Here is a 22,613-nt window from a genome sequence, read left to right as displayed (position 1 = left end):
GGCATATGTTCAGGCCACATCGAAAGCGGCCCTGACGAGCCGTTCGGTGTAAGCGGTCTTGGGATTGGACAGGATGTCGTCGACGGGGCCCTGCTCGACGATCTTGCCGTTCTGCATGACGATCACGCGATGGCACAGCGCACGCACCACCTTGAGGTCGTGCGAGATGAAGAGGTAGCTGAGGCCGCGCTCGTCCTGCAGCTTGCGCAGGAGGTCGATGATCTGCGCCTGGACGGAGAGGTCCAGCGCCGATGTCGGCTCGTCGAGCAGGATGAATTCTGGTTCGAGCGCTATGGCGCGGGCGATCGCGATCCGTTGTCGCTGGCCGCCGGAGAATTCGTGCGGAAACCGCGACAGTATATCGCCCGGCATGCCGGCGCTGACCAGCGCGTCGCGCACCCGTTCGACCCGCTCGCGCCGCGTCGCCCCTATGCTGTTGACGATCAGCCCTTCCTCGATGATCTGGCCGATCGTCATGCGCGGGTTGAGCGAGGAGAACGGATCCTGGAAGACGATCTGCATGCGCGAGCGCAACGGCCGCATCTCGGCCCGCGACAGGCCGTGGATCGGCTTGCCGTCGAAACGGATCTCGCCGCGCTTGGCGTCGATCAACCGGAGCAGGGCCTGGCCGAAGGTGGTCTTGCCGGAGCCGGACTCGCCGACCAGCCCCAGCGTCTCATGACGACAGAGTTTCAGGCTGAGATCGTCGACGGCGACCAATTCGCGCCAGTCGGGTTTCAGAGCGGTGCCGTGGCGCAGCATGAATGAGACGCGCACGCCGCTGGCCTCGAGAATGGTGCCACAGCCCTCCGGCAGCGGCTTCGGCTGCCCGTGCGGCTCTGAAGCCAGCAGCCGCCTCGTATAGGGATGCCGCGGATCGGCGAACAGCCGTTCGGTGACGTTGTGCTCGCACATTTCGCCATGCTGCATGACATAGACGTAGTCGGAGAACTGGCGCACCACGGTGAGATCGTGGGTGATCAGGATCACTGCCATGCGCAGCTCTTTCTGCAGGCTGCGGATCAGGTTCAGGATCTGCGCCTGGACGGTGACATCGAGCGCCGTGGTCGGCTCATCGGCGATCAGCACGTCGGGATTGTTGGCCAGCGCCATGGCGATCATCACCCGCTGGCGTTGCCCGCCCGAGAGCTGATGCGGGTATTGTCTGAGCCGCGCGGCAGGATCGGGAATCTGCACGTGCTGCAGAAGTTCGAGCGCTCGCGCCCAAGCCTGTTTGCGGCTGACCTTACGATGCACCCGGATCGCCTCGACGATCTGGCTGCCGACCGTATAGATCGGGTTGAGCGAACTCATCGGCTCCTGGAAGATCATCGAGATGCGGTTGCCGCGCAGCTTGCGCCGGGCGCTCTCGGGAAATTTCAGGATGTTTTGCCCGTCATAACAGACGCTCGAGCCGGGCGACACCGTGGCGCGCCGCGACAGCAGGCCCATGACGGTGCGCGCCGTCACCGACTTGCCCGAACCGGATTCGCCGACGATGGCGATCGTCTCGCCGCGATAGAGCTGGAACGAGATGTCCTTGACCGCTTCGACGACGCCATGCTCCACCTTGAAGGCCACGGCGACGTTGCGGGCATCGATGATCGGCTGGTCCTGGCGTCCGTCATGGTCGTGACGGACGATCGGTGCGAAGGATTCGGCGAGCGCGACGGTCATCTCAGCACCTCAATAAGGGTCGACGGCGTCGCGCAGGCCGTCGCCAAGCGCGTTGAAGGCAAAGACGGTGACCAGCACAAAACCGACCGGCGACAGGATCCAGGGATAGGTGCCGATGACGGAATAGGTCGCGGTGTCCTGCAGCATCAGGCCCCACGAGATCAGCGGCGGCTTGACGGCGAAGCCGAGGAAACCGAGGAAGGATTCGAGCAGCACCACGGTCGGGATCGCCAGCGTCACGGCGACGATCACATGGCTCATCACATTGGGGAAGATGTGCTGCATGATGATGCGCCGGTCGGTGGCGCCGACCGCCATGGCGGCGCGCACATACTCGATCCGCGCCAGCGCCAGCGTCTTGCCGCGCACTTCGCGCGACATCTGCGCCCAGCCCAAGGCCGACATGACGATGATGACGAAAGCGAGGAAGACGTTGGTGGGAGCGGTGACCGGGATCAGTGTCGTCAGCGCCAGATAGAGCGGCAGCTGCGGGAAGGCGAGCACCAGTTCGACGAAGCGCTGCATCCAGACATCGAACCTGCCGCCGAAATAGCCGGAAACCATGCCGACGGTGGTGCCAATGACGGTGATGATGAAGACGACCGTCAGGGCGATCATCAGCGAGACGCGCGAGCCGTGGATGGCGCGCGACAGCACGTCACGGCCGAACTTGTCGGTGCCCAGGAAATGCACCGGCTGGCCGTCCAGCGAGCCGAACAGATGCCGGTCCGCCGGCAGCAGCCCAAACAGCTTGTAGGGCGCGCCATGCACGAAGAAACCGAGCAGCCTAGGATGATCATAGTCGGGGCCGACGACGGGCTGGAAAGTGACCGGATCGAGGTCCGCCGAATCGGCCAGCGCATAGACCCTCGGCCGTGCGGTGAAACCGCCGTCTCTGTCATGGAAGCTTGGCACCTGCGGCGGAGCGAAGCCGACATCCGTGACCTTCGGGTCCATTGGCGCGATGAATTCGGCTAATACGGCCATCACCAGCAGCAGCACGACGAGCCAGAGCCCGGCCATGCCGGTCCAGGAGCGCTTCAGCCGGCGCCAGACAAGCGCCATGTAGCTTTCGTTGCCATGCGCCGGTTTGGCGACGATGGGCCCTTCGGCAGGCAGCGGTGGAGGGGATGGATCGCGCGCCAGCATCTCAACGCTCCCCGAACTGGCGCACGCGCGGATCGAGCAGCACGAGCAGCATGTCGGCGATGATGTTGCCGACGATGAGCGTCGCCGACAGGACCATCATGAAGGTGGCAGTGACATAGACGTCGCCGACAGCCATGGAGCCGACGATCGCCGGGCCGACGGTCGGCAGTGCGAAGATGATCGCCGTCTCGATCTCGCCCGTCAGCATATAGGGTAGCACCACGCCCTGATACATGATGAGCGGATGCAGCGCGTTGGGCACGGCGTGGCGCATGACGACGGCAGCACCCGTCAGCCCCTTGGCCCTTGCCGTCTCGACATATTGCGCGTTCAGCGTATCGAGCAGATTGCCGCGCATGACGCGCATATTGTAGGCGAGGCCGCCGAAAGTGGCGATCGCCACCACCGGCCAGACATGTTTGACGAGGTCGACGAATTTGGCCCACGACCACGGCGCACCACCATATTGCGGCGTGAAGAATGAGCCGATCTCAGATACGTTGAACTGGAAGACCAGGAGATAGACGATGATCAGCGCCATCAGGAAGCGCGGCACCGTCATACCGAGGAAGGAGATGGCCGACAGTGTCGAGTCGATCCAGGTGTATTGCCTTGTCGCCGCCCATATGCCGAATGTGATGCCCAGCACCGAGGCCAGCAGATGGCAGACCAGCGCCAGAAGGAGCGTGCGCGGCAGGCGCTCTCCGACCACATCGGCGACCGGTTTGTTGTAGTACAGGCTGTAGCCGAAATCGCCTCGAGTGACGATGCCGACGATCCAGTTGAGATACTGCACGGGCAGCGGCTTATCGAGGCCATGCTCGATGCGATAGGCCTTTGCCTGCGCGTCGGCCTCGGCAAAGGAAGCTCCACCCTGGTTGATCGCCTGCGAGCGGATGTAGTCGGCATAGTCACCCGGCGGCGCCTGGATGATGGCAAAGGTGGCCAGGCTCAAAATGGCGAGGACCGGGATTGCCGACGCTATGCGCGTGAGCAGGAATCGCAGCATGGACGGTTCGTTTCCTTGTCTCGCCGATCGCGCCCTTGGTTGCGTCCGGAGGTTGGTTTGTCCGGCCGCGCCAGCGGCGCGGCCGGAGGTCTCTCAGTCAGGGAGGTAAACCTAATTCATCAGCCCCTTCTCTCCGGGTTTGCCGGGCAGCTCATCGGGGAACAATTCATATTTCGCCTGCTTGTCTGCGGCGACAAATACCCGTTCGCGGATGATCGAATCCTCGGCCCAGTTGAACATGAAGATCGGCGTGCCCTGCGGAATGTTCGAGAAGCGCTTGTTGACGATCAGCGCGCCGGGATATTCCGTCAGGCCGACATTGTAGACGTGTTCCGTCGAGATCTTCTGGAATTGTTTCATCAAGCTGGCGCGCTGGTCATTGTCCTGCGTGGAGACGAACTTGTTGACGATGTCGACGAGGTCCTTTTCGAACGGCATCACATCGACCTCGCCATTTTCCGGCGCACGATGGTCCCAGCTGGTGCGCGGGCCGACAGGGGCAAGCTGCACGGTGTTCTGCACCACCGAGGTCAGTTCCTGTTCGTTGCGCCGGACCAGCCAATCGAAGCGGCCGGAGTATTGCGAAGCGTCCCGCTGGGTGCCGTTGAGGCCGTTGAGCACGACCCGCAGCCCGAGCTTTTCCATCTGGGCGACGACGCCTTCGGCAAGGCTTTTGTCGGTCGTGTAGTCGTTGTTGACCAGCATCACGATCTCGACATTCTTGCCGCCGGCGGTGCCGGAAGGGAAATTCACGAAGCCGTCGCCGTCCGTATCCTTGAGGCCGGCCTTGGCGAGTTCAGCCTTGGCGCCATCGAGGTCGAAGGGGTAGTAGACCGTCGAATTGCGGTCGTAGAAGCTGGTTCCTGACGACAAGCCGCCGGGATAGATGGCGGTGAACGGCCCCTTGACCAGCGAGTCGCCGAGCGCCTTGCGGTCGAGCGCCATGGTGACGGCCTTGCGGAAATCCTCGTTGCGGTTCAGCTCGCGGATCGCCTGGCCGCGTTCGTCCGGATTGCCCCAGCCATTGGCGGAAAAATTAAAGCGCAGATTGTAGCCGATGAGCCGCGGGCCGAAAGCAAGACGGGCAGGCGCGTTCGCCTCCGCCGCACGCTTCAGCGAGGCGACGAAGTTTTCCGGCTGCTCCAGATTGGAAAAATCAGCCGCGCCGGCCACCGCCTGGACGTCGCGATCGGCCCAGGTCGACAGCTTGTAGTGCAGTTCGTTGAGATAGGGCAGTTGATTGCCCTTTTCGTCGACCTTCCAGTAATAGGGATTTCGGCGCATGACGATGATATCGTCCGGCCGGTATTCGACCGGGACCCAGCCGCCCATCACCGGCATGTTCATGAATTCCGGCGGGAAGGCATTTTTGAACTGGTCATAGGTGTTCTTCGAATATTTCGGATGCTGCGGCTTCAGGATGTGCGCGGGGCCAGGACAGAAGGTGCCGTAGGCCATGGCATACAGGTACTGCTTCGGGAAGGCGTCCTTGAAGGTCCATTCGACGGTGTAGTCGTCGATCTTCTTCAACGTCGTGCCGACGCCGAAGGTTTCCGGCGTGGCGCCGTTCAGCGGCGAGACGTTGGGATCGACGACCTCGTCGTCCCAGTAGAACATGACGTCGTCGGCATTGAACGGCACGCCGTCCGACCACTTCGCGCCTTCGATGAGGTGCATGGTCAGCTTGTGGCCATCGCTCGACCAATCCCAGCTGCTGGCCAGGTTCGGCAGCGGCTCGGTGTCCTTGGCCTCGACCTGGAACAGCGGGGCGGTGCGCGTCAGGCATTCGGAGAGGCCGATGTCGATGCCGCCCCAGCCTTGCGTCTGACCGGCGCCGTAGTTCCAGCCTTCCGGCCGCCCTCCGATGACGTGGCGCATCGTATCGCCATAGACGCCGATGCCGTCTTGCATATTGCCCGTCTTGAAGACCAGCGGCTCCTTCGGCAGCCTGTCTTTCACCGGCGGAAGCTTGCCGGTCTTGACGTATTTCTCGGTGACCCAGTCGGGCTCTTGATATTCGGGAAGCGCCTTGAACTCCAGAATGGAGTCGCGCGCGACATAATTGATCTTGCCTTCGGCGGGAAACGGTGTCGGCGCCGGCGGAACCGTCGGCTCGGAAGCGTATGCACTGAGTGCCGAGACCGAGACGCTCAGCGCCAGTCCGGCAGCAAGGCCGATATTGCGTAAATTCCTCACTGTCTCTCTCCCTCTTGTTGGTCCGGAGCGTTTGCACCCGCTCCGCCTCTCCTCGAATTCAAACGGCTTCGTGGCAGTGGATCCGCCTCCCATGGATCCACCATCACCGCATGAATTTCCAGCCGGCCCGTTTCAGCCGGCCCGTTTCAGCCGGCTTGCTTCAGCGCGGCTTTTTCGGCGCGCAATTCCTCGATCGAGCGAACACTGCGCCGTGCGGCGCCCGCCCACTCGCGGGTCTTCACCTTGGATGTCGACAGCCGCTCCCTGGCGGCCGGAACCGCATGGGCGTATTGCGGCAGCCAGGCTGCCTGGGCGACGACCATTTCGTCGACCATCTGCCAAACCTCCTCCGGCGTCGAAACCGCGCCGACCAACGGGTCATGCAGCACGGCGAGCTTCAGAAGATCGATGTCGCCTGATATCGCGGCATGCACCGACATGCGCTGGACGTTGATCGAAGCGATGCAGGTGGCGGCGCAAGCCTCCGGCAACGTGATGCCGGCGGCCATGTTGATGCCGAAACGGTCGACGAAGCCCGGCGACTCGATGATGGCATCGTGCGGCAGGTTGGTGATCACCCCATTGTTCTTGACGTTGAAGTGGCCGCGATAGACGCGGTTGGTCTCCAGCGCCTCCAATATGTGGCTGGCATGCTCGTTGGAGCGTTTCTCGCGGTCGATCGGCTTGGACGCCGCTTCGAGGAACTGCGGATATTCCGTCTCGAACCAGTTGCGGGTTTCGGTGGAGTAGCGGAGATAGCCGCCGGTCTCGCCGTGAATCCAGTCGGACATATCGATCCAGCGCGTGATCTCGTCGGGACGTTTGCGGTACCAGGGCAGATATTCGGAAAGATGACCGTTGCTTTCGGTCGAATAGACGCCGAAGCGCTTCAGGACGTCGATGCGCAGCTTCTCCTGCCTGGAATAGACCGGATGCGCCTCGAAAGCGGCCACCAGTTCATCCTTGCCAATGGGGCGGCCGTTGAGGCGCAGGTCGATGAACCAGGTCTGGTGGTTGATGCCGGAACAGACATAGTCGAGCTCCTGCGTGGACTTCGCGCCAAGCACCTCGGCGATCTGCTCGGCGCCGTGCTGGACGCCGTGACAGAGCCCGACAGTGTCGACCTTGCCGTATTCGATCGCCGCCCAGGTGTTCATCGCCATCGGGTTGGCGTAGTTCAGGAATTTGACGTTCGTCTCGGCGAGCTCGCGTATGTCCTTGCAGAAATCCAGGATCACCGGAATGTTGCGCTGGCCATAGAGAATGCCGCCAGCGCAGATCGTATCGCCGACGCACTGGTCGATGCCGTATTTCAAGGGAATGCGGATATCGTCGGCGTAGGCTTCGAGGCCGCCGACCCGCACGCAGCTGATGACGTAGCGAGCGCCTTCGAGCGCCTTGCGGCGGTCGGTGGTCGCCGTCACCCTGGTCGGCAACCTGTTCGCCTCGACGATCCTGTCGAGGATCGCCTTGATCATCTGAAGATTGTGCTCGCTGACGTCGGTCAGCGCGAATTCGATGTCCTTGAATTCGGGCACGCACAGGATGTCGGTGAACAATTTCTTGGTGAAGCCGACGCTGCCGGCACCGATGATAGCGATTTTGAAACTCATCAGCCGCACCTCATTCCATTTCGAATTGCAAGGCAAGGAATGACAATGGAGGCTGTAGCCACATGCCGCGACATGTATGCAGGACAAGCCGGAATCCGGCTCGCCAACCTCCCTGTCCGCTCCTTGACTGCGGATCTCTCTCGCTTTTCGATGGGGATTATGCGCTTATTCGCGAGCGCGACCAGAGAAGGATTATGCTTTCAGGGGTAATTTTGTGCTGCATGATTTGATAGAACACGGACAGTCCATGCGCACGATCTCGCTGCCGCGCGGCCGCCAGCGCCTGCACGCCATGCCGACGAGCACGGGCTACGAAGTGCGCGAGGACGAAATCTACGACTGGGACGGCCGCAAGCGCGGTCAGACACCGTTCACCGTGCTCCAGCACACGATCAGCGGGACTGGCCGGCTGCGCTACGAAAACCGCAACTACCGCTTGCAGAAGAACGACACATTGCTGGTGCTGGTGCCGCACAACCACCGCTACTGGCTGGCTGGAGATGAGCGCTGGGAATATTTCTGGATTTCGATGAACGGCGAGGAAGCGCTGCGCATCCACAGGTCGATCCTCAGCGTCTCGGGTCCTGTATTTCGGCTGCAGCCGGCGACAATCGATCATCTTGCCGATTGCAGCTTGCGCCTGATCAAAGGCGCCGCTTCGCCGGGTGCTGCTTCCGCGATAGCCTACGAGGCTGCGATGGCGCTCTATGACGATGTCTTCGGTTCCCATGCCTTCGCCGAAAAACTAAGCGCCATGCAGCCGGTCATCGATCACATCAACGCCAATCTCGACAAGCCGCTGCCGGTGGCGGACCTGGTCCAGATCAGCGGCCTCAGCCGAGCCCATTTCTCACGCTGTTTCGCCGAGAGCGAAGGCCTGCCTCCGGCCGAGTTCGTGCTGCAGCAGCGCCTGCAACGCGCGGCGAAGCTGCTGACCAAAGCGGATTTTTTGCCGGTGAAGGAAGTCGCCATCCTGTGCGGCTTCGAGGAAGCGAACTATTTTTCAAAGGTCTTCCGCCGCTGCTACGGCATCACACCGAGCCAGTTCCGCACCACAGGCATGTACGCGAATTTGCGGACTCCGGCCAGGCGCGGCGTCAGGGCGTTCGATGACGAGACCTGACGCCGCCACGGTTAAACAGGCAGCCAACTAGGCAGCGCGCAGGCTGCCGCCGTCCAGCCATTCGAGATCGGCTTGCGAAAGCGTGATGTCGAGAGCGCGCAGGCTGTCGTCCAGTTCATCCAGCGTGCGTGGCCCGATCAGCGGGATGGAGGGGAAGGGCTGAGCGAGCACATAGGCCAGCGCAATATGGATCGGGCTCTTGCCCAGTCTCGCGGCAAGTTCGATCGCCCGGTCGCGGCGGCCGAAATTCCGCTCGGAGTACCAGACCCGCACCAGCTCCTCATTGTCTTGCTTGTCGCGACCCGCCCGATCGGTGAAGAAGCCGCGCCCCTGGCTCGACCAGGCGAAATTCGGCATCTGCCTGGATGTCAGCCAGGCCTTCCAGACATCCGTGGAGGACGTGACGCAGCCAGCCCAGATCGGCTCCAGCATTTCGGCCAGCGAGAAATTGTTGGACAGCGCACCGGGCTTTTGCTTGCCGGTGCGTTCGGCGTAGGCAATTGCCTCATCCATGCGTTCCATCGTCCAGTTCGAACCGCCGAACGGGCCGCGGATGCGGCCGGCCTTGACCTCGCGATCCATCGCATCGACGAATTCGCCGACCGGCACATCCGGATTGTCGCGGTGCATGAAGTAGACATCGACATGATCGGTCTGCAGGCGTTCGAGCGTCTGGTCGAGCTGCTTGCCGATCACATCAGGATAGCACAGCGGCGAGTGCGCGCCCTTGGCGATGACCACCGATTGCGCGCGCACGCCACGGTTTTTCAACCATTCGCCAAGCAGCTTCTCGGTATAGCCGCCGCCATAGACATAGCCGGTATCGAAGAGATTGCCGCCGGCCTCGAAAAAGGCATCGAGCAGGATCGAACCTGAGGAAAACGTACGGAAATCCTCGAAGCCGAGCGCCACCACCGATGCCGGCTTCGACAGGCCAGGAATGGTGCGCTTGGCGACCGCCGTGCCGCCGGACCGTAGCGTCCGGCCGGAGATGGTGTTGGTGCGCTGCTCGGCCTTCTCGATCCCGTATTCGAGGCCGGCTGCCGTCCGCCATTTGTCCAGCACACGCAAGGTGCCGAGGCTTTCCGCCCACGCCATGCCCGGCCAGGCGAATTCTTGGCCGCCGGCGCGGATCGCCTCGCCGGCTGCGTCGACCTCGAAGGAATAGACATGGCGCTTCTCGTCGACGCTGATGTTCTGGCGCGTACCATCGGAGGCGATGACGTCTATCCGGCCGAGACCGACATCGCGGTTGCCGCCGGCGAACCAGAAGTCCGGCACTTCGATGCGGCCCCTTGTGCCCAGGATGCGCAGCACATTGTCCTGGTTGAGCGAGATGCTGCAGGAGACTTCGGCGACAATGCCGCCGGGGAAATGCAGCAGCGCGGAGGCCCATTCGTCGACGCCGGACTGGCCCAGATGGGCGGTGCCGACCACCTTGTCTGGCTCGCTGAAGGGCTTTCCGACGGCCGCACCGGCAATCAGCCGGACCATCGAGACGGGATAGCCGCCGACATCGAGAATACCGCCGCCGGCGAGATCGTTGGCATAGAGCCGGTGCTGCGGCATGAAGCCCGGCATGGCGAAACCGAAGCTCGACTTGATCATCCTGATCTCGCCGATGACGCCGGACCTGATCAGCTCCACCAGCTTCTTGGTCTGCGGGTGCAACCGGTACATGAAGGCTTCGCCGAGGAATGTGCCGGCCTTGCGCGCAGCATGCATCATGGCGTCGGCCTCGAAGGCGGTCAGCGCCAGCGGCTTTTCGCACAGCACATGCTTTCCGGCCTCGGCCGCCTTGATCGCCCATTGCGCATGGCCTGGATGCGGTATCGAAATGTAGACCGCGTCGATGTCGGGGTCGGCGAGCAGCGCGTCGTAGCCGTCGAGGATACGGGCACCGGGAAAACGCTCGGCAAGCCCCGGCTTGGCGGGATTGCGTGCGCCGATGGCGACCAGCTTGCCGGTGTCCGAAGCGGCCACGCCACCGGCAAAGGACTGGGCGATGCTGCCCGGGCCGAGAATGCCCCAGCGAATGGGCGTGGTTGCGGTCATTGTCATTCTCCTTGAAGGCTGGAAAGGGCTGGCGGTCAGCGCAGCCGCAGTCCTTTTTCGTCGAACAGGTAGGATTTGCGGATGGAAACGGTGATCGCGGACGTGTCGGGGACCTTTGCCGCGTCGCGCTGGATCACCACGTCGTCACCGTTGGCCGTTCTGGCATAGAGGAAACTTGTGCCGCCCAGGTGCTCGATCACGTCGATGGCAACCACAAGGTCGGCGTCGCCTTCTCCGGCATTGCCGAAATGTTCGGGCCGCACACCGACAATGACCTTGCTGCCGATTTTTGGGCTGCCTATTTCGGGCGCAGTGCCAGTCAGCGGTTGCGTGATGCGGGTCTTCTCCTGGCCCGCCAGTTCGACCACGACGCCAGGTGCATCGTGCCCGACAACCCGGCCTTTGATGAAATTCATCTTCGGCGAGCCGACAAAGCCGGCGACGAACTGATTGTCGGGGTTGTCGTAGAGATCGAGTGGCCGGCCGATCTGCTCGATATGGCCGGCGCGCATCACGACGATCCTGTCGGCGAGCGTCATCGCCTCGGTCTGGTCGTGGGTGACATAGATCATTGTCGTGCCCAGTTCCTTATGGAGCCGGGAGATCTCGACGCGCATCTGGACGCGCAATTCGGCGTCGAGATTGGAGAGCGGCTCATCGAACAGAAACACCTGCGGTTCGCGCACGATGGCGCGGCCGATGGCGACGCGCTGGCGCTGGCCGCCTGAGAGTTTTTTCGGGCGCCTGTCCATCAATTCGCTGATGCGCAGGATCTCGGACGCCCGCTTCACCCGCCGTTCGGTGTCGGCTTTTGGATTGCCGGTCATGCGCAGGCCGAAAGAGAGGTTCTGTTCGACGCTCATATGCGGATACAGCGCGTAGGACTGGAACACCATGGCGATGCCGCGTTCGGCCGCCTCGACATCATTGACCACCTTGCCGCCGATGGCGATCTCGCCGCCGCTGATGTCCTCGAGCCCGGCGATCATCCTGAGCAGCGTCGATTTTCCGCAGCCGGAGGGGCCGACGAAGACGACGAACTCGCCGTCCTTGATGTCCATGCTGGCGCCATGGACGACCTCGAAGACGCCGAAGCGCTTGACGACATTGGTGAGCGTGACCGTTGCCATGCTGCCCCTTACTTGACCGCGCCGGCGGCAATGCCGGCGATAAAATGGCGCTGCAGCAGCACGAAGACGACCAGCATCGGCACCGTCAGCATTACAGCGCCCGCCATGATGCCGCCCCATGACACCTTGGTGAGGCCGATCAGCGTGCCGAGCGCCACCGGCGCCGTCATCGAACCGGGCTGGCTGTTGATCAAAAGCGGCCACAGATAATTGTTCCAGGAGGCGAGGAACAGGATGATGGCGAGTGCGGCCAGCATCGGCCGCGCCAAAGGCAGCGCGACAAAGAGGAAGATGCGCCACTCCTTCACGCCCTCGACGCGCGCCGCATCGAAGAGGTCGTCCGGCATCATCGAAAAACTCTGCCGCATGAACAGCACGCCGAGCGAATTGAACAGCGGCGGAACGATCAGCGCCACCCAGGTGTTGGCGAGCTTGAAGTCGCGCGCCACCATGATGAACTGCGGGATCAGCACGACCGCATAGGGCAGCGTTATGGTGCCCAGTATGATGGCGGCAACCGCGCCCTTGCCGAAGAACTGGTAGCGGGCCAGCGCCCAGCCGGCCATCGACGTCAGCAGCACCGACAGGATGGTGTAGGTCACCGCCACCGAGACCGAAATGCCGATGGCGCCGACGAAGTTCGTGTCACGCTGCAGATTGTTGAAATTGTCGATGAAATTGCCGTGCGGCAAAAGCTCGATGCCGGGGCTGAAGATGCCGTTGTCGGGCATGGTCGAGAACACCACCATCATCCACAGCGGAAACAGCCAGATCAGCGCCAGCGGCGTCAGGAACAGATGCAGAGCGATGCTGCGTCCCAGCCTGGCGGAGGAGCGCGAACTCATTTCGGTTCCCTCGTCAGCCACAGCTGCGCCAGCGTGATGGCGATCGCCAGCCCGGCCATGGTGTAGGCGACGGCAGAGGCGTAGCCGAAGTTGAGCGACCGAAAGCCCTGGCGGTAAAGCAGCAGGCCAAGCGTCTCCGTGCCGCCGCCCGGCCCGCCGCGCTCGGTGATCAGGAAGGGCTCGGTGAACAGCTGCATGGTGCCGATGATCGACAGCACGAGGCAGAACACGATGACCGGCTTCAGCAGCGGCAGGGTGATGTAGAAGAACTGCTTGAGCTTGCTGACGCGGTCGAGCGTCGCCGCCTCGTAGACGTCTTCGGGAATGGACTGCATGCCGGCGAGCAGGATGATGGCGTTGTAACCGGCCCAGCGCCAGGTCACCGCGATCATGATCAGCGCCATCGCCGGCGTGACGTTGGAGAACCAGTCGATCTTGGGCAGGCCGACGCTGTTCAGGAGCTTGTTGATGATGCCGAAATCGAGGTTGAACATCAGCCGGAACACCGCCGAATAGGCAACCTCGCCGACCACGACCGGGGCGAAGAAGGCGAAGCGGTAGAGGCCACGCGCCTTCAAGAGCGGCGAGTTCAAAAGCACCGCCATGACGAGCGCCAGCGAGATCATCACCGGCACCTGGATGACCAGGATGAGCAGCGTGTTCTTCAGGGCGTTGAAGAAGGCCGGATCGCCGATCAACCGGCCCCAGTTGAAGCTCGGCGCGAACCGCCACGGCACGGTGCGCGTCGCCTGGAAGGAAATCATGAAGGAGCTGATGATCGGCCACACCCAGAAGATCGCGAAGATCAGCAGATAGGGCGTGAGGAAGCGATAGGCCGTGGCGTTACGATTGCGCATCTTCCTCCTCCTCCTTCTACCGATTGTTGTTTCACGCCGTCGCCTGGGTCTTCCCTTCTCCCCTTGTGGGAGAAGGTGTTGCCGAAGGCGACGGATGAGGGGTGTTCCGGGGAACGCCAACGTCTCACTCCGCTGGAGCACCCGTCATCCGTCTCGGCGCTATCGCGCCGATCCACCTTCTCCCACAAGGGGAGAAGGAGAAGCGGTAATCAAGATTTGACGGGCAGTCCGGTCGCCGCCGCGATCTGGCTTGCGGCATCGTCGAGCGCCGCCTTGGCGTCAGGATAGCCGCCGGCCAGATACTTGGTCTGCACGGCGCGGACGATGATTTCGGCGTCGCTCTGGAACTGCGTGCCGCGGCTCGGAACAACCTTCGGCAAGGTGCCGAGAATGTCCTTCCATACCGCCTGGCCGCCCCAGTAAGACAGGCCTTGCGCGACATAGGGATCGTCGAGTGCCGAGACCAGGGACGGTACCAGGCCGAACTCCTTCAGCATCGTGATCTGGCCTTCATTGGTTCCGAGCGTGTATTTCAGATAGGCGTAGGCAGCCTCCTTGTTCTTGGAAGCCGAGGTGATGGCCAGCGAGGACCCGCCGAGATTGGCGGCGCGCGGCCCGTCGGCGGTGAGGCTCGGCATCAGATAGACGCCCCATCTGCCGTTTTCGCCGGCAGATTCGGTGCGAATGGTGCCCTCATACCAGCCGCCATAGATCTGGGTGGCGACGGTGCCGGCGGTGTTGTTGGTGATCTTGGTGCCCCAGTCGGCCGACGAGATGATGCCGGCGTCCTTCATCTCCTTGACCTTGGTCATGGCATCGATGCATTTGGGCTGGTTGACCGTGATCGACTGTCCGTCCTCGGAGAAATAGGCGCAGCTCTGTTCGTTGGAGATCATGCGGAACAATTCCGAGTCGCCGTTGAAATCGGCATTGGTCATCGAGACGCCAGGATTGGCGGCCTGGATTTTCTTGCCGGCGGCGATGAAATCGTCCCAGGTCTTGATCGAAGCCGGATCGACGCCGGCCTTTTCGTAGAAGTCGCGGCGATAAAAGGCGGCCACCGGGCCGGAATCCCACGGCATCGCGTAGGCCTTGTCGCCCACTTCCAACTCGGTGCGCTTGAAATCGGGGAATTTTTTCTGGTCGTCGGCTGTGTAACCGAGCGTATGCAGGTCGACGAAGCAGTCGGGGAACTGGCTCCAGTAATTCTCGGCCTCGCCGTTCTCGATGGTGACGACATCAGGCAGCCCGACGCCGCCGGCGGCGCAGCCGGCGATCGACTTGTCGTAAGTCGGCTGGTTGCCGAGATCCTGGACCGTGACCTTGACGTCGGGAAATTGCTTGTTGAAGCCGGCAATGGTCGCTTTCAGCGATGAAGCCGCGACATTCCAGCTCCAGATGGTGATTTCGCCGGATTGCGCGAAGGCCGGGGCTGAGCCCAGGGCAAGCGCGAGCGCGGCGCAGGTCATTGTGATGCGCATTGAAATCCTCCCATTTCATTTGCTCTCTCACTGTGAGCGTGGCTAGACTATGCACCGGGCAAGGCCTGTCGCCGTCAAAGGGAATATGAAATTGGCGGAAAGTAAGATGCCTGAACGGCCGTTCTACCAGCCTGGGGCCAGCAGCGTGGAAGGCCTGCCGCTGCTCTTGCAGATGTTTCACACCAATCCGTTGGTGATGCTCAAGCCGCATTGGCACGCCCAGGTCGAGGTTAATTTCATCGTGCGCGGCAGCGTGCATTACCGCATGAACGACCACGAGATTTCGCTTTCGGCCGGCGAGATGTGCCTGTTCTGGGGTGGCCTGCCGCACCAGATGGACGATTTGTCCGACGACGCCATCTATGCCGGAGCGCATCTGCCACTGGTGCATTTCTTCCGGCTGCACCTGCCCACGGACATCAGGCACCGGCTGATGACGGGCGCAACACTGGTGACATCAGCCACCGACCAGTCCGACAACCATAATTTCGAGCGCTGGAACCGCTACGCCCGGTCCGGCGACCAGGCCAAGGCCGAACATGCCGTCAACGAATTGCTGCTGCGGCTGGAGCGAGTGCGGTTCGAGCCCTATCGGCTGGTATCCGCAACTCCGACCGACCAGGAAACAGGCAGCCCCTTTGACCAGCAATCGTCGCGGAATGTCGGACGCATGTGCGATTTCATCGCCGAAAACTTCCTCTATGACATCGATTGCGTGAACATCGCCGCGGCCGCCGACATCCATCCCAAATACGCCATGAGCCTGTTCAAGAAATCCACCGGCATGACGCTCAATGAATATGTGAACCTGTTGCGGCTGAGCTATGCGCAGGCGCTTTTGATGCATCAGGACGCCAATGTGCTGCGCGTCGCCATGGATTCGGGTTTCGGCTCGCTCAGCGCCTTCAACAAGTCGTTCCGCAAGCTCGCCGGCATGTCGCCTTCCGATTTTCGCCGCGGCGTGACCGGCGCCAGATAGGCGATGGCGACTTGCGGGCGCCCAGTGCCGCGAGCATTGCTGCGCCTCGACCGCCGGCTAAAAGACATGTCACGGCGTTTCAGCCTGCAATAACGACGCCGACCAGGGTGAAGAAGGCCAGATAGTGCCATGCCGTGCGCGATTCCGGCCCGCAAGCGGCATGGAAACCCGGGCGCCGCACGGCATCGCTTTTCCTGCCTGAAATCGCCACCTAGGCGCTGGACAGGCCGAATTCCCGTGCTATAACCCACGCGCTTTCAAGGGGCGCCCACGGCGCCTCGATGAATTCCGGCCTGCGAGTTTTCGTTTGCCGGAACAGGCCCAGATAGCTCAGTTGGTAGAGCAGCGGACTGAAAATCCGCGTGTCGGTGGTTCGAATCCGCCTCTGGGCACCATTTTTCCCGTGGTCCGTTCTGGGCACCCCCGTCGCGTCGCCGCCTGCATCGCCAAGTGGAATCACTTTGCGCACATTAGCCCGCCGGCGGATTTAATTTGCTTGGCCACCCCTCAACCCTAGGGCAAACTGCCCGTTGGGGCTGCAGGAGGTGAAATGAGAGCACGCGCAGCAACGCTTGGGGATCTGGAGGATGTCTTTCGCGGTCTGTCCAAGCGGATGTCGGACGAATACGTCGCTGCCGGCAAGGACAGCAAGATCGCCTACGACAACCTTATGATGAATTTGAAGGAGGGCCGCGCGCACGCGCTTGTCGAGGGTGACAAGGCCGTGGCGATCATCGCCTGGCATGAGAACAGCGACGCCGCCGACACGCTGTTCGCCGCACGGGAGGACTTCTTCCGGGCCACGACCGTCCGTTTCTGCAAGCGGCATATCAGGCATATCCAGGCGCTCGCCGGCAACCTCGCCATCCATTCGCGCAGTTGGCTCCAGGGGCCGGATGTCGCAAGATGGTTCGGCGTCATCGGCTATGTCGAGCGCGGCCGGGAGAACGGCGCCACTTTGTTCGAGCTGCCGCCGGCTCGCATCGGCTAGGAAACCCTGGGCTGGTCAAGATCCCTTGCCGCAAACACCGCCACCCTCTCGCGATCGCCCGCACAGGTTCGTCGATGCGGGTCACCGTCTTCGGCTCCAGGATCCCTTGCTCGGCGGCCTTCTGAACTGCCTTAGCAAGCGGCTTGCGCCGGGCGCCGATTGGCGGGATGTTATGGGAGGGCAACCGGGGGGCAAACCGGCACGCCGAGACAGATATGGCTGCTGGAAATGTCACGAGCTTGCTTCGCCTTTCTTGCCTTTCTTGCCTTTGTTGCCTTGGTGAGGCCGGTAGGGGCAGGCGAGTGGACGTCTCATCTGCTTGACCGCCCAAGCCTGGCAACCGCCTATTTTCGCCAAGCCGATCTTGTGACTGCATACGCGACCGCAATGGCGCGCTTCCGTCTGCAGCTCGCAGGGCGTGCCGGCGAAAACAACCTTGCGGTCCCTCTCGAACCACTGCTTTTGCGGGCGGAATTCCGTGCGCGGACATGGCGCTCGGCGGACGGCAGCCTGTTGCAAGGCTTCGCCGGCAAGGGCGGCTTCCGGCTGACTATCGGCAACTGCCTGGCGCGCATCTGCGCTGCCAGCGAATGCAGCGATGCCGGTTGGCCGGTTTACGCCTGCAGCGACGGAGGCAAGCGCAAGATGTCCGTCACGGATTTTGTGACGGCAAACTTCGGCGGCGTCTCCTACCGCCGATTGAGCGCCTCCCCTTCACAGGAATGACAGCGCCGACCGTCTTGCTGCGGCGTTCAGCAAAGGGCGGTGTCCCTCCTCACCGCAAACACCGCCTGCACCGCGCGATTGACGGTGACCGGCAGGATCGACATGTGGTTCTCGCCGGCATGCAGTTCGAAACTGGCGCGCACGCCCGGGAGAGCGTCAAGACGCTGCGCCATTGCCCGCGCGAATGCGTCGGTGCGTGTCACCTTTTTCTGCTTCAGGTGCTTTTCCTCGTCCTCGGCGCCAATCTGGAACGGCGCCAGCTTCTCGGTCTCGTACTCGCCGGTCGACAGGATCAAGGTCGCCGCCAAACCATCGGGAATGGCGGCCTCGAAGGCTTCGAGAAAGCGGTCGATGGCACGCTCTTCCCAATAGATGGCGGGGCTCGCCGCGATCCAGGTCTGAAAGGAAGAAGGCCGCGTGAACAGGGCGTAGAGCGCAAACAGGCCACCGAAAGAATGGCCGTAAAGCGCCTGGCGGCTGGCATCGACCGTGACCCGGCTGGCGACCCACGGCTTCAGCTCATCCTCCATGAAAGCAAGGAATTTCCCTGCCCCACCGGTCCGGACTTCGGGCGTGCCTTCGTGGAAGGGCGGGTAGGTCTTGCCTGGCGGCGGGCCGAGATCCCATGAGCGGCGCAGCGGATCATAGGCGCCGTCGACGGGATAGCCGATGGCGACGATGACGCCCCAGCCGACATTGGTGCCCGTGGGATAGAAGGCCTGCGCGCGCATGGCGTCGACCGCCGTGCCGATGACGGCGTTGCCGTCGGTCATGTAGAGGACCGGCCAGCCGGCCTCGGGCACCGGCCCGGACGGCACATGCAGGAATATCCGCCAGGGCGCGCCGCCCTGCGCCGGAACAAGATCGTGGACCGCCGTGTTGGCGATCAGGGCTGGCGTTGCGTTGGACATGGATATCTTGGACATGGATATCTCCAGGGGCAAAACGGTCAGCGGCGGCGCAGCAGCCACATCAGCACCGGGCCGCCGATCAACGTGGCGACGAGACCGGCCGGGATCTGGCGCGGGAAGATGGCGATCCGGCCCACCCAGTCGGCGGCGACCATGATCAGCGCGCCGGCGAGCACCGCGCCAATGGCCTGCGGCAGCGCACGGGAAAGGCCAAGGCGACGAGCAAGATGCGGCGCCATAAGGCCGATGAAGGTCAGCGGACCGACGATCAGCGTCGAAGCCGCGGTGAGTGCCGCGACGGCCAGCAGCACGAGAAGCCGCGCCCTCTTCAGGTTGATGCCAAGGCCCTGAACGGCGGCGGAGCCGAGCGGCAGGATGTCGAGCCAGCGCATGAAGAAAGGCGCGAGCGCGAAGAGGCAGACCGCGATACCACCGGTCAGCAGGGCGTCACCGACATCGACGCCATAGGTCGAACCGGTCAGCCAGTTGAGCAGCAGCATGGCGCGAGGATCGCCGGTCGCGGTGAGCACCAGGATCAGCGCGTCGAACAAGGCCGTCAGAGCAACGCCGGCAAGCAGCAGCCGCTCCGGCGCATAGGCGGCACGACGGCCGATCGCCAGCGTCACCAGCAAAGCGGCGAAGGCGCCGATCGTTGCCGCCGCCGTCTGAACCGGGCGCCCGGCATCGACGAGCGCAAACAGCGCCACCATCATGCCAAGGGCGGCACCGGCACTGATGCCCAGCACTTCGGGGCTGGCCATCGGATTGCCGGTCAGCCGCTGCATCATCAGCCCGGCAAGCGCCAGCATCGCCCCGGCACTCAGCGCGGCAAGCACGCGAGGCCACCGCCACGACAGCAAAGGCTGCAGCTCGTCGCCGAAGGCGAAGGTCCAGCCATGCGGACCCGGTCCATAGAGCAGGGCCAGCCCGAGCAGCAGAAGCAGAGCCAGGCCGAGTGCCATCAGAACAAGGCCGGGCCGGCTTGCGCGCGGCAGGCGCACGGCCATCAAGGTCGGGGCTTCCGAGCCAAGCGCAAGGCGCGGCAGCAGCAAGAGCAGCAGCGGCGCACCGAGAAGTGCTGTGATCGCTCCGGTCGGCAGCAGGTCGCCTTGCGGCCCGGTGGCGATCTGCACGCCTTGATCGGCGGCCCACAGCAACGCGCCGCCGATCAGCGGCGCCATCACCAGCTGTTGGCCAAGCCGCCGGCCACCGCCGATGCGCGCGAGCGTCGCCGCGGCCAGGCCGACGAAGCCGATGACGCCGACAGCGGCAACGACAAAGGCGATCAGCGCGACGGCGGCCGCCAGTCCGGCGAAGCGATAGGCGCCGAGCGGCACGCCAAGGCTGCGCGCGCCTTCATCGTCGAGGCCAAGCAGGGTCAGGGGCCGCACCATGAAGAAGATCGCAAGCGCCGCTGCGCCGATGCGGGGCAAAAGCCACAGCGTCGTCGACCAGTCCTGCTGGCCGAGCGAACCGGCGCCCCAGATGAACAGGCTGGCCAGCCATTCATGCCGCAGCACGATGAGAGCGGCACCGATGGCGCCGGCATAGAGGCTGACCACAAGCCCCGCCAGCACCACCGAAAGCGGCGACAGGCCCTTGTGCCAGGACAGAGCGATGACGGCGGCAAGGGCCATAAATGCGCCGGCCAGCGCCACCCATTCGCGGCCGAAGGCAAGCAGGGACGGTGACAGAAGCGTCGCCAGTGCCAGCGCCAGATAGGCGCCGGCCGAGACGCCAACGGTTTCAGGCGAGGCGAGCGGGTTGCGCAGAACCTGCTGCAGGACAGCTCCGGCAAGCCCGAGCGCCGCACCGCACAAAAGGCTGATCGCAAGCCGGGGCAGGAAGGCATAGTGGACGAGCACCTGCCGCATGTCAGCGATGTCGGGGGCGGCGAGCGATTGGAGCCAGAGCGCCGATGGCAGTTGCACGGTGAGGTTCGAGACGGTTGCCGCTGCCGCAGCCGCGAGCAGCACCGCGCAAAGCAGGATCGCGCCTACCGGCTGATTGCTGGAAAAGCTCCACACGGAGGCCCGGCCGGCCGACGCAGGCTTCCCCCTTTGGGCAATGGCAGCATCCTCAGCCATGGGCGGCCTCCGCGGTCATCGCCGATGCCAGGACCCGGGCAAAACGGCTCGCGGATGGAAGCGCGCCAAACATCAGGACGGCAGGAAGGCGCATGATCGAGCGGTTGCGCACGAAGGGCATGGCATTCCAGACCGGACTTTCGGTCAGCGTGCCGCCGGCGCCCTCAGGCAAGGGTTCGAGATAGGCGAGGCGCGCATCGCTGGATGTCGCCAACCCGTCGATGCCGACGGTCGAAAACCCCCAATAGTTGGTCTCGGCCGTCCACGCGTTGCTGAGCCCGATGCGGTCGAACACCTCCTGAAACAGGCTCTTTGCGCCGTAGACGCGCACATTGCGCGGGTCCAGGAAGCTGACGACATAGATCGGCCGTGCCGAAAGCGGCGCCAACTGCTGGCGAACCTCCAAAAAATACGCGTCTGTCGCCGCGATCAGCGCCTCGCCTTCGCTTTCCTTGCCGACAAGCCCGGCGAGCTGGCGCGTCGCCTCGAGCGCGCGCCGATAGGGCTGCCCGGCCTCGGTATAGAGCCCGATCGTCGTCACTGGAGCCACGCGTTCGAGCAGCGGCTTGATGCCCTCGAGATACGGCATGGACAGGATGATGTCGGGCCTGAGCTGCTGCAGGAATTCGAGATTGGGCTCGAGCAGCGTGCCGAGATCGGCGACGTCGGGCGGCAGCCGCGGCTCGACCACCCATTTCTCCCAGACCTCCCGATCGGCAATGGCGACCGGGCTGACACCGAGCATGAGCAAGGTCTCGGTCAACCCGTCATCCAGGCAGACGATGCGCAACGGACGGGCTTCAGCCGTGGAGGACCTCATGCCGGCGAACGGCAGCGAAAAAAGCCCGAGCGCCTGGCGCCGGGTCATTCGGCTGCGCAAATGATCGGGCGCGGCTCTCGACTGGGGCTCTTGGTCTCTCTGCAATGCGGCCGGCCCTGCTTTTCGGGGGTTGGTCTCCAGTGACCACTGCCCGGTGACTATGAAACATGAGTATACTAGTCAACATTTAAGATGCCTGCCCAGTCAACTTTCACGCAACCGCATGCCAAGCGCAGACGCCCACTGGCCGCAAGGCGATTCGCCCGTACAACAACCCTGTGCGACGTCACCGTCCGAATCACGGTTTGCGAAGCCCAATCCGCGCTTCGCATCATTTTTCCTCCACGAATGCATTCCATGATAGAGGGAGCTACGGTCGCCTTTGGGCAGCCGTTTCCTGGATTGCCTGAGAGACCAAAGACGGCCAAGAACCAAAAGCCGGCAGCAAGCCGCCACCTGAAGACGTCAAGGACCGGTCGAACGCATCAAGGCAGCGTGATCGGGTTGCACTCGGCAAGGCTTGATGATTTGTTGCCGCTATACGGAGAACGAATGATGCGAGAGCCTGCCGGTCAAGACGAATACGGGTCGACGAACCCTTTCGATCCGGACGACCTGCCAACCTTGAACGCAATCGGCCCGAGCATGGGAAGCGGCAATGATTTCGAGAGATATGCCGTTGCCGTGATCATCGTGTTCGGTGCGCTGATCATCGGCGGGCTGATGGCCGCATCGATGGTCTTCGGGCACCGCAACGGCTTCCTCTTCGCGCTTGGCGGCGCCACATCCGCCTGGATCTCCGGAAATGCGCTGCTGCTCGACCGGCCGCGCATCTATGCGCTGTTCGTCGGCATTGCCGCCTTGATGCTGGTTGCGTCCACCCTCACGCTGGTCTTGTGACGGTCAAGTCGGTGTGAGCCGATCCACTTGAGCAGCGGGCGATCAACCCGAATCGCCACGCTGC

Annotated in this window: 18 protein-coding genes and 1 tRNA gene; 6 read left to right on the top strand and 13 right to left on the bottom strand. The window is 63.1% G+C overall.

Going from position 1 to position 22,613, the window contains the following annotated elements:
* Window positions 1-9: 9 nt before the first annotated feature.
* The 5 genes from LB559_RS09895 to LB559_RS09875 all read right to left on the bottom strand — a co-directional run bounded on the left by LB559_RS09895 (window position 10) and on the right by LB559_RS09875 (window position 7,644).
* Entirely contained in the window at window positions 10-1,677 is a 1,668-nt protein-coding gene (locus tag LB559_RS09895) for an ABC transporter ATP-binding protein (RefSeq protein WP_224673937.1), read from the bottom strand.
* A 9-nt stretch (window positions 1,678-1,686) separates the two neighbouring features.
* On the bottom strand, window positions 1,687-2,826 hold the full coding sequence (locus tag LB559_RS09890) for an ABC transporter permease (protein ID WP_064994576.1): 1,140 nt from the start codon (window positions 2,824-2,826) through the stop codon (window positions 1,687-1,689).
* Window position 2,827: 1 nt separating this feature from the next.
* Window positions 2,828-3,835 (bottom strand): ABC transporter permease, encoded by a 1,008-nt coding sequence (locus LB559_RS09885; protein WP_224673936.1) that lies wholly within the window; start codon window positions 3,833-3,835, stop codon window positions 2,828-2,830.
* 111 nt (window positions 3,836-3,946) lie between these two features.
* Entirely contained in the window at window positions 3,947-6,031 is a 2,085-nt protein-coding gene (locus LB559_RS09880; protein ID WP_064994575.1) for an ABC transporter substrate-binding protein, read from the bottom strand.
* Between the two features lie 146 nt (window positions 6,032-6,177).
* Window positions 6,178-7,644 (bottom strand): alpha-glucosidase/alpha-galactosidase, encoded by a 1,467-nt coding sequence (locus LB559_RS09875; protein WP_224673935.1) that lies wholly within the window; start codon window positions 7,642-7,644, stop codon window positions 6,178-6,180.
* Window positions 7,645-7,891: 247 nt separating this feature from the next.
* Between LB559_RS09875 and LB559_RS09870 the strand changes: the two genes are divergently transcribed.
* Window positions 7,892-8,767, top strand: a complete 876-nt coding sequence (locus LB559_RS09870) for an AraC family transcriptional regulator (RefSeq protein WP_224673934.1) — start codon at window positions 7,892-7,894, stop codon at window positions 8,765-8,767.
* Window positions 8,768-8,794: 27 nt separating this feature from the next.
* Here the strand turns inward: LB559_RS09870 and LB559_RS09865 are convergent, their stop codons facing one another.
* The 5 genes from LB559_RS09865 to LB559_RS09845 all read right to left on the bottom strand — a co-directional run bounded on the left by LB559_RS09865 (window position 8,795) and on the right by LB559_RS09845 (window position 15,135).
* Window positions 8,795-10,822 (bottom strand): aldo/keto reductase, encoded by a 2,028-nt coding sequence (locus tag LB559_RS09865; RefSeq protein ID WP_224673933.1) that lies wholly within the window; start codon window positions 10,820-10,822, stop codon window positions 8,795-8,797.
* Window positions 10,823-10,857: 35 nt separating this feature from the next.
* Window positions 10,858-11,952: an ABC transporter ATP-binding protein gene (locus tag LB559_RS09860; RefSeq protein ID WP_224673932.1), complete on the bottom strand. Its 1,095-nt coding sequence runs from the start codon at window positions 11,950-11,952 to the stop codon at window positions 10,858-10,860.
* Between the two features lie 8 nt (window positions 11,953-11,960).
* Window positions 11,961-12,797, bottom strand: coding sequence for a carbohydrate ABC transporter permease (locus LB559_RS09855; RefSeq protein WP_224673931.1), 837 nt, complete (start codon window positions 12,795-12,797; stop codon window positions 11,961-11,963).
* A complete protein-coding gene (locus tag LB559_RS09850) occupies window positions 12,794-13,654 on the bottom strand; it encodes a carbohydrate ABC transporter permease (protein ID WP_013530184.1) in 861 nt (286 codons plus the stop codon). The genes LB559_RS09855 and LB559_RS09850 overlap by 4 nt, the downstream gene beginning before the upstream one ends.
* A gap of 209 nt (window positions 13,655-13,863) precedes the next feature.
* Window positions 13,864-15,135 (bottom strand): extracellular solute-binding protein, encoded by a 1,272-nt coding sequence (locus LB559_RS09845; protein WP_224673930.1) that lies wholly within the window; start codon window positions 15,133-15,135, stop codon window positions 13,864-13,866.
* A gap of 85 nt (window positions 15,136-15,220) precedes the next feature.
* Here LB559_RS09845 and LB559_RS09840 point away from each other — a divergent pair, with 85 nt between their 5' ends.
* The 4 genes from LB559_RS09840 to LB559_RS09825 all read left to right on the top strand — a co-directional run bounded on the left by LB559_RS09840 (window position 15,221) and on the right by LB559_RS09825 (window position 17,831).
* Window positions 15,221-16,114 (top strand): helix-turn-helix domain-containing protein, encoded by an 894-nt coding sequence (locus tag LB559_RS09840; protein ID WP_024504770.1) that lies wholly within the window; start codon window positions 15,221-15,223, stop codon window positions 16,112-16,114.
* Window positions 16,115-16,433: 319 nt separating this feature from the next.
* Window positions 16,434-16,509, top strand: a tRNA-Phe gene (locus LB559_RS09835).
* 155 nt (window positions 16,510-16,664) lie between these two features.
* Window positions 16,665-17,105 (top strand): hypothetical protein, encoded by a 441-nt coding sequence (locus LB559_RS09830; protein ID WP_013533589.1) that lies wholly within the window; start codon window positions 16,665-16,667, stop codon window positions 17,103-17,105.
* A gap of 387 nt (window positions 17,106-17,492) precedes the next feature.
* Window positions 17,493-17,831, top strand: coding sequence for a hypothetical protein (locus LB559_RS09825; protein ID WP_013533590.1), 339 nt, complete (start codon window positions 17,493-17,495; stop codon window positions 17,829-17,831).
* A 26-nt stretch (window positions 17,832-17,857) separates the two neighbouring features.
* On the opposite strand, the gene LB559_RS09820 is transcribed toward LB559_RS09825, so the two are convergent.
* From LB559_RS09820 to LB559_RS09810, 3 genes are read right to left on the bottom strand one after another with little or no spacing between them, the layout of a single operon-like run.
* Window positions 17,858-18,757, bottom strand: a complete 900-nt coding sequence (locus LB559_RS09820) for an alpha/beta hydrolase (RefSeq protein ID WP_224673929.1) — start codon at window positions 18,755-18,757, stop codon at window positions 17,858-17,860.
* Window positions 18,758-18,780: 23 nt separating this feature from the next.
* On the bottom strand, window positions 18,781-20,829 hold the full coding sequence (gene fhuB / locus LB559_RS09815; protein ID WP_224673928.1) for a Fe(3+)-hydroxamate ABC transporter permease FhuB: 2,049 nt from the start codon (window positions 20,827-20,829) through the stop codon (window positions 18,781-18,783).
* Window positions 20,822-21,697, bottom strand: coding sequence for an ABC transporter substrate-binding protein (locus LB559_RS09810; RefSeq protein ID WP_063171224.1), 876 nt, complete (start codon window positions 21,695-21,697; stop codon window positions 20,822-20,824). Before LB559_RS09810 ends, fhuB begins: the two co-directional genes overlap by 8 nt.
* 504 nt (window positions 21,698-22,201) lie before the next feature.
* On the opposite strand from LB559_RS09810, the gene LB559_RS09805 reads away from it, so the two are divergent.
* On the top strand, window positions 22,202-22,549 hold the full coding sequence (locus LB559_RS09805) for a hypothetical protein (RefSeq protein ID WP_032808338.1): 348 nt from the start codon (window positions 22,202-22,204) through the stop codon (window positions 22,547-22,549).
* Window positions 22,550-22,613 lie beyond the last annotated feature (64 nt).

It is taken from the genome of Mesorhizobium sp. BR1-1-3 (genome assembly GCF_020165455.1).
In the GTDB taxonomy this organism is placed as follows: Bacteria; Pseudomonadota; Alphaproteobacteria; order Rhizobiales; family Rhizobiaceae; genus Mesorhizobium; species Mesorhizobium ciceri.
This window is presented reverse-complemented; position numbering and strand designations above follow the sequence as displayed.

Coding starts and splice junctions, on each gene's coding strand:
- LB559_RS09895 (WP_224673937.1), bottom strand. CDS start 1,677: ATGACCGTCGCGCTCGCCGAATCCTTCGCACCGATCGTCCGTCACGAC.
- LB559_RS09890 (WP_064994576.1), bottom strand. CDS start 2,826: ATGCTGGCGCGCGATCCATCCCCTCCACCGCTGCCTGCCGAAGGGCCC.
- LB559_RS09885 (WP_224673936.1), bottom strand. CDS start 3,835: ATGCTGCGATTCCTGCTCACGCGCATAGCGTCGGCAATCCCGGTCCTC.
- LB559_RS09875 (WP_224673935.1), bottom strand. CDS start 7,644: ATGAGTTTCAAAATCGCTATCATCGGTGCCGGCAGCGTCGGCTTCACC.
- LB559_RS09870 (WP_224673934.1), top strand. CDS start 7,892: ATGCGCACGATCTCGCTGCCGCGCGGCCGCCAGCGCCTGCACGCCATG.
- LB559_RS09865 (WP_224673933.1), bottom strand. CDS start 10,822: ATGACCGCAACCACGCCCATTCGCTGGGGCATTCTCGGCCCGGGCAGC.
- LB559_RS09860 (WP_224673932.1), bottom strand. CDS start 11,952: ATGGCAACGGTCACGCTCACCAATGTCGTCAAGCGCTTCGGCGTCTTC.
- LB559_RS09855 (WP_224673931.1), bottom strand. CDS start 12,797: ATGAGTTCGCGCTCCTCCGCCAGGCTGGGACGCAGCATCGCTCTGCAT.
- LB559_RS09850 (WP_013530184.1), bottom strand. CDS start 13,654: ATGCGCAATCGTAACGCCACGGCCTATCGCTTCCTCACGCCCTATCTG.
- LB559_RS09845 (WP_224673930.1), bottom strand. CDS start 15,135: ATGCGCATCACAATGACCTGCGCCGCGCTCGCGCTTGCCCTGGGCTCA.
- LB559_RS09840 (WP_024504770.1), top strand. CDS start 15,221: ATGAAATTGGCGGAAAGTAAGATGCCTGAACGGCCGTTCTACCAGCCT.
- LB559_RS09830 (WP_013533589.1), top strand. CDS start 16,665: ATGAGAGCACGCGCAGCAACGCTTGGGGATCTGGAGGATGTCTTTCGC.
- LB559_RS09825 (WP_013533590.1), top strand. CDS start 17,493: ATGGCGCGCTTCCGTCTGCAGCTCGCAGGGCGTGCCGGCGAAAACAAC.
- LB559_RS09820 (WP_224673929.1), bottom strand. CDS start 18,757: ATGTCCAAGATATCCATGTCCAACGCAACGCCAGCCCTGATCGCCAAC.
- fhuB (WP_224673928.1), bottom strand. CDS start 20,829: ATGGCTGAGGATGCTGCCATTGCCCAAAGGGGGAAGCCTGCGTCGGCC.
- LB559_RS09810 (WP_063171224.1), bottom strand. CDS start 21,697: ATGACCCGGCGCCAGGCGCTCGGGCTTTTTTCGCTGCCGTTCGCCGGC.
- LB559_RS09805 (WP_032808338.1), top strand. CDS start 22,202: ATGATGCGAGAGCCTGCCGGTCAAGACGAATACGGGTCGACGAACCCT.